Origin of the sequence: Moraxella oculi (assembly GCF_023336735.1) — a bacterium.
Taxonomy (GTDB): domain Bacteria; phylum Pseudomonadota; class Gammaproteobacteria; order Pseudomonadales; family Moraxellaceae; genus Moraxella; species Moraxella oculi.
Genome location: NZ_JAMBAQ010000031.1, coordinates 1 through 6,255 on the forward strand (window position 1 = coordinate 1; position 6,255 = coordinate 6,255).

The window sequence follows — 6,255 nt, forward strand, 5'->3', positions numbered from 1 at the left end:
TTTGGGTTTGGGTTAGGGTGTTTGGGTCATCTGTTTGATGGTCTGCCCACATCTCCCCTATGGTAGCACCAATGGCACCTGCATTGCAATCATTGCCAGAGGCTTTGGCGGACAGACAGCCTGTTAAGCCTGCTGCCAGTTTGTGGGATAGGTTTTTATTTACCCATCAAAACCAGTGGGTTGATGATCCGTAAGCATTTGGCTACCATCAACTCAATTCAAGCAGATTGGACTAACCCCATCTTTCAGGGTATTTCACCGAGCATCTTTGTTTTGGATCATTAAGCCATTCTTCATCTTTTGGATACAGCGTGCTTAGTTCTTGGTAAATCTGTGGATATTCTACAGGGTCTAGAGCCTCGACTTGTTCGTTACTTAGATTGATTCGCTTAAATTGCAGATTGGGGTCGAAGTAGCAGTCATCTTCTGGCCAAACCCCATCAAGCACCGTGTAATAGACATAACCACCGATACGCTTAAAATCATTGACATAGTATTCAGCATAATCTCTATCGTTTTCTTTGAATAAAAAGTAATTCATCGGTATGCCATTGTTCCAATCAGCTGACATCTCAAAAAGGTAATTACCAAATCTTGTCTTTGAATCTGTAAAACTCCAAAGAATAATAGCGATGAAGCATAAAGCGATGAGATAAAGTATGGATTTTTTCATTGTACAAATTTAATCCTATTTTGATTTTTAATGACGATCTTATAACCAACCCCTGGTCCTGGGCCTCCAAGGATGGTTTCAAGGTTTCTTGAGATATTTCGTATCCCAGACTTTATGTCAAAGTCGTATACATCATGAACCAATCTGTACTCTGCAGCATTACGATTGTTCTTTTTTCTGCTGACCACAACTTGACCCAACACTGCCCATTCTGCATAGTTAGTAAATGCGATTCGAGCATCATTTACCTCTTCACCAGGCACGGATCGATTGTCTCTCCAGCCGCCCTCTTTTCCAGTAATGATCACAACGACATCTCTTGGTAAAGTCATATTAATTACAAGCTCTTTATTTGTATTAATTTGGTAAATATAGTCAGCAAGAGTTTTATCCAATACAAGCTCTCCAGAATCCAGCTTTCGCTGAATATCTCCTATGTCATCTCCGTATATCTTGGAAAGGTTTTTGAGTGGTTTGGAATGCGAAGTAGGCTTATCATAAAGCCCATTCCACCTCACCGCCTCCTCTGCCATGCTTGTGGCGGTGCCTACATCTTCATCTGCATAAGCGACGGTGATGGATAGAGGGTTTGGTTTGCAAAAACTCACAAAGCTCAATGAATCACAGATAGATTTTTGGATTAAGCTAGAGGCTTCGTGCCAATACTTTTGTTTATGAGATGTAAATAGCTAAACATTAAATTAATATATTTATTTTTTTTGAAATCTTGATCATGGTTTATGATTTCTTCAAGAAATTCATGCGTTTTACTTGTGGATTTGATAAGCCATTCATAAATAAAAACCTCATCATTATTTTTAACAATATCATAACTCTCAGGTAAGATTTTGCTAAATTCGTAATTAATTTCAGTATAATAAAAAACTTCATATGTATGCAAAATGTCATCATTTCTTTGAAATAAAATGCCTTTATAGGGAGGTAAATTGTCTAAGTCATAACCAATAATAAAAGACGATTTATGATTTTTTAAAATTTCGACGTTCATCAGTGATAAATTCCAAAACCATAAAAATAAGTTGTCATTAAAATCAAAAAGCTCAAAAATATCATCTTCCATCATAGAAGAATCTCTCAAAGATAAGCCAAAGTCACTTTCAATAACAAATACCCCATAAACATCAGGTTTGTCATGAATATTGATGTGATGTACCGTCTCTTTATTTATTCTATATTCTATATTTAGCATGATTTCTCCGAAATTTTAAAAATCATTTACGCCATATTTTCTATGTCCAAAGGCTGTAGAAAGTTTGCCATCATTGGATATATTGATGGTAATTTTTTCACCATGATAAACTACGGTATGACTCCCTGATGTTACGCCATTTTTAATAGCATCTTGTTTAGCATATTCGGTTGCTTTTAATATTTTTTCATTACTCCAATTTTTATTAAAAAAGGTTCTGTTTTCTATATCAAGCATCCTATAAGCTTCTTGTCTACTCTTTCCGCTTTTTTCAAGTGCTTTAATCTGCATTAAAACATTATTGTATTTGTGTCGTTTCAAAATGTGATTTTGAGTATTTCTGCTTAATGGTTTTAATAGATTTGCAATTTTTGTATTATAAACATTATTCTCAATTCTCCTAGCCTCCCCCAACACCCTTTCAGCCTCACCTTTACTTTTAAAGACCTTGCTAATTACTTTGCCACCAGCTTTAATGACATATCCGCCAGCACCACCTAATCCAAAAGGGATGTTCGGCTGTGGTTTGTAGGGTCTCTATATCGCCTTGATGGTTTTTGACTGTGACTTGGAAAATGGGTTGGTCAAGTGTTGCCTTGGTGGCAATGACAGGACGATAGCCGTATTCTAGGGTAATGTCATTTCTTGTCCAAATCAGCTCACCACCTGTGAAGGTTTCAATGGCTTTTAAGTAAGCCCCTTGATGCAGATCAAGACTATTACCATATTACCAATTCAAATATCAAATAAATTGTAATCTATCACACATCCATCCCATGCATAAATAATAATACAACTTTGTTCAAGAAAAAATTCTAAATTCCCTTCTTTATCACTCAATATTTGTAGAGAAACCAGTTTACCACTCTCTAGGATAATCTCCTCTGCCCAAGGCTCTATTATAATAATTTTTGGGTGATCTTCTAGATTTTTTATATCAAATTTCTGTTTATTCATTGTTACTTCGACCTTAATTCATCATGGAAATTATTTTTTTCATTAATGCCACTCTATGTTTAGCAGTAAGATTATTTGAATTTCTAGCATATTCATTCTCATAAAACCTTTGCCATTGAATAGCCATGTCCTTTGTCAAGCCTTTTTCTTGCATTTTTAAAACATCGCTATGGGTAAGAATGTTTAGTCTTTGGGTGGCTCCCTCTGGACGCGAACCCCAGCCAATTACTTCTCTTCCGAAAGTACTATTTGTCATACCCTGTGGCACAGGAGGATTGCTTAATTTTTGCACCTTTGGATTGGTAACACCCTTGCCTTCTTGAGATTTTTTACTAGCTTCTCTAGCCCCTCCCAACACCCTTTGAGCTTCATCTTTACTTTTAAAGACCTTGCTAATTACTTTGCCACCAGCTTTAATGACATATCCGCCAGCACCACCTGTTACAACCGCAATAGCAACTTCTTCTGGGGTGGTTGGTACAATAAATAGACCTACTTCTTTAAGTATTTTAAGACTTTTTTCACCGTGATATTGACCACATTGATTTGAAGGTATGCCTAAGGATTGACATTCTTCTCGTTGTCTTTTATAGATATTAGATGCAGCAGTTTTTGACCACGCAGCATTCCACCTCACCGCCTCCTCTGCCATGCTTGTGGCGGTGCCTACATCTTCATCTGCATAAGCAGCGGTGATGGCAGCTAACAGTTTGGCTTGGTGGATGAGGGTGTCTTTTTGGGTTTGGGTTAGGGTGTTTGGGTCATCTGTTTGATGGTCTGCCCACATCTCCCCTATGGTAGCACCAATGGCACCTGCATTGCAATCATTGCCAGCTGAAACGAGGTAGGCATGGGTGATGCTGATGGATTTGACGGTTTATCATCAAAGCAATGCAATCGTAGAGTTTCACACTTTTACTCAGCCCATATTAGTTATAAATAGCCAAATTAGTAATTACACGAAACAAAGCTTTTATAAATTCAAATTCGCTACATTTGTATATAAAACCACCTCTTGAAAAAATTAAGTTATCTTTATGTTTTTTAATGCTATAAACCATTCCAGAATCTTCTCCAACCCATCTGCAATGCTTACTCTTGCTAAATAAAAATTCAGCCAAGCTATCCAAGGTCAAAAAAATCATACAGATCTTATCTTTAAAAAAATATATTTCTTTACTTCCTTCGGTTACCTTTAAGTAACCCAGTCTGAATAGGTTATCATCTTGTGCTGGATGTTCATTGGAAAACACGATTTCTATTTTCATATATTATTTACCTATTTTGAAGAAGCTAGTTACTTCATTTGTTTTTTTTGTTTACTACCAATCTATAATTGGCAGTCTTTCCATTAATCTTAATTCTTTTTTCAAATACATGAGATGGGCTATTATCATTAGATATTCTAGCACCATTTGAATATACAGACTTTATAGCATCTTTAATCTGCTTATCGGTTGTTCCTTTTGGGAATAAATCTCCTTTACTGTGGGTTGTATATAAATCTGCCGAGTGGCGTTTTAAAATGTGCTCCAAACCTTTATCTGTTAGTTTTATCTCGGGAGAATTATACCTAGCATATTTTCCCAAACAATCATTATGCACCCACACCCCATACTTACCACCTTGTGCTGATACAAAGTAGGTGTGGGTGTTGTCAATGCTTAGGTTGTAGGCAGTGAGGGGCTTTTGGGTGATGCTGATGGATTTGATGGTTTGCCAAGAGCCATCTTCGGATAGAAGTTTATCGCCAGCTTTAAGATGACTGGCATCTACCCAAGCACCGTTGGTTATCTCACCTTGATAATGATGACCTTCTGATGAAGGTGGAGTTATTGTACCATAAGATGTTTTGACAAAGAATGGGTGAATGGTGTTCGATATAATGACTTGTTCATTACCTTTAGAATCAATGATGGTTACATAGACAGTTTCTTGATACTGATTAAAATACCAATTGGTGACAGGTTGGTAGCTGTATTTTCCTGTGTACTCATCACGAGACCAAACATAATCCCCAATCTTGATGGTTGAGATTGGCTTGTATCCGTTTATGGTTGAAATTAGGGTGTCGCCATGAAATGAACAGGTTTTTTTAACAGACTGCACAATCTTGCGTCCACCTTGTTTGACAACTTTCAGTCCATATTTACCAATGTTACCAGCAATCGCTTGAACCATGTAGTCTTGCCCTTTTTCTTTGGCAAGCTGCTCCCATGTTTTTTGATTGGTTCGTAAAGCTTCGATGTCTTGGTAGACTTGATAAGCCGTGAAAGTTTTATCTGCCACATAAATCAAAGCAGGAATCAATGCCCATGCTGCGTTGTTCTCGACGGCAATTTCTGCACTTTTGGATGCTGCATTGACATCATAACCAGCATAAGCGGCCACCACACCTGCTGCCAGCTTTGACATCTGGGAGATTTGGTCACTTTGCTCTTCTGTTGCCACGATGACAGTATGCTCTGCGTACTTTGTTTTGTATTGTTCATACATCGCTCCAGCCACAATTTCCCCAACAACCGCTCCATCGCACCAGCTTCACATTGTTTTTGCGATGCGTGGATGGCACAACCTGCAGCAACATGGGCGATTTTGTGCAATATCCAGTTGACATCTTCTAAACCCTTAATGTGACTGGCAGCCTCTCCCTGAATCGCCACTGCCATTCCTGACTTCAAAGACTCTTTAAGGTGATTACTTAAGCTGCCACCTTGAATGCCTGTTTTTACCAATGCAGAAGCCGTACTATCAATAATATTTTTAAACAAACGATCATCAAGGGTGGTCTGTGTACCTTTACCAAGTTTTTGTGCCCAATCTGTACCACCCATTTTCTCCAGTAACCCTGCGGTCACAGCGCTGGTGATCATGCTCTTTACCGCATCATCACTCCCAAGCTCTTTGAATACCGCTTTTAGATCACCTTGATTATTGATGGCACTGATGGTGGCTCTTTGGGCAAGGCTGACAAAAGCTGCCTTACCAGCAGCACCAAGCGTCACACTCCCTGTTTTGGCAGACAATGCCAATGCCAATTCAGATCCAGTCCCTGCTGTCGCATAAGCCACCGCAATTGCCACAATCGCCGCCCCTGCTGGAGTGAGTCCTTGCTGTTTATAGTCCCAGTCTTCATCGGTTAAGATGAGTTGTTGCCAGTTGATGTCGTCTCGCTGAGTTAAGTCTGACAAGTAGGCATATTCTGGTTGGTTGGCAAGTTCAAGGATTTGTTCGGTCAGTTGTCTTCTTTGTGTGTTTTTCTCAGAATCAGGGATTTGTACGCTGATGCCTCCTTTGGCATCAAGCACAGGCTTGTTCATGCCTGTAAAGCTAGGTAGGATTGCACTTTGTTTGATCTGACCTTGGTCAAGGGTGCGTTGCCATAAAACCCAGTTGCTGTCTTTTTGGTGGCGTT

At 38.8% G+C, this 6,255-nt stretch carries 11 protein-coding genes; 1 reads left to right on the forward strand and 10 read right to left on the reverse strand.

Features of this window, described 5'->3' with window-relative positions:
- The first annotated feature begins 71 nt into the window (after positions 1–71).
- Positions 72–194: a hypothetical protein gene (locus tag M2R47_RS09550; RefSeq protein ID WP_283162955.1), complete on the forward strand. Its 123-nt coding sequence runs from the start codon at positions 72–74 to the stop codon at positions 192–194.
- 38 nt (positions 195–232) lie between these two features.
- Here the strand turns inward: M2R47_RS09550 and M2R47_RS08865 are convergent, their stop codons facing one another.
- The 10 genes from M2R47_RS08865 to M2R47_RS08905 form a co-directional block, all read right to left on the reverse strand.
- Complete coding sequence (locus M2R47_RS08865) at positions 233–541, reverse strand: hypothetical protein (protein WP_249102239.1); 309 nt, start codon at positions 539–541, stop codon at positions 233–235.
- A gap of 128 nt (positions 542–669) precedes the next feature.
- Positions 670–1,206, reverse strand: coding sequence for a hypothetical protein (locus M2R47_RS08870; RefSeq protein WP_249102241.1), 537 nt, complete (start codon positions 1,204–1,206; stop codon positions 670–672).
- Positions 1,207–1,313: 107 nt separating this feature from the next.
- On the reverse strand, positions 1,314–1,883 hold the full coding sequence (locus M2R47_RS08875; RefSeq protein ID WP_249102243.1) for a hypothetical protein: 570 nt from the start codon (positions 1,881–1,883) through the stop codon (positions 1,314–1,316).
- 15 nt (positions 1,884–1,898) lie between these two features.
- Positions 1,899–2,300 (reverse strand): hypothetical protein, encoded by a 402-nt coding sequence (locus M2R47_RS08880; RefSeq protein WP_249102244.1) that lies wholly within the window; start codon positions 2,298–2,300, stop codon positions 1,899–1,901.
- Between the two features lie 55 nt (positions 2,301–2,355).
- Positions 2,356–2,592, reverse strand: a complete 237-nt coding sequence (locus M2R47_RS09665) for a polymorphic toxin-type HINT domain-containing protein (protein WP_418001194.1) — start codon at positions 2,590–2,592, stop codon at positions 2,356–2,358.
- A gap of 26 nt (positions 2,593–2,618) precedes the next feature.
- Positions 2,619–2,840: a hypothetical protein gene (locus tag M2R47_RS08885; RefSeq protein ID WP_249102247.1), complete on the reverse strand. Its 222-nt coding sequence runs from the start codon at positions 2,838–2,840 to the stop codon at positions 2,619–2,621.
- A gap of 13 nt (positions 2,841–2,853) precedes the next feature.
- On the reverse strand, positions 2,854–3,627 hold the full coding sequence (locus tag M2R47_RS08890; RefSeq protein WP_249102250.1) for a DUF4951 domain-containing protein: 774 nt from the start codon (positions 3,625–3,627) through the stop codon (positions 2,854–2,856).
- A 142-nt stretch (positions 3,628–3,769) separates the two neighbouring features.
- Positions 3,770–4,108 (reverse strand): hypothetical protein, encoded by a 339-nt coding sequence (locus M2R47_RS08895; RefSeq protein ID WP_249102253.1) that lies wholly within the window; start codon positions 4,106–4,108, stop codon positions 3,770–3,772.
- Between the two features lie 34 nt (positions 4,109–4,142).
- The gene (locus M2R47_RS08900; RefSeq protein WP_249102257.1) at positions 4,143–5,255 is read right to left on the reverse strand and encodes a polymorphic toxin-type HINT domain-containing protein; all 1,113 of its coding nucleotides are present in this window, start codon (positions 5,253–5,255) and stop codon (positions 4,143–4,145) included.
- The coding region (locus M2R47_RS08905; RefSeq protein WP_249102260.1) for a DUF637 domain-containing protein at positions 5,147–6,255 on the reverse strand (1,109 nt) is incomplete at its 5' end. The genes M2R47_RS08905 and M2R47_RS08900, both read right to left, overlap by 109 nt.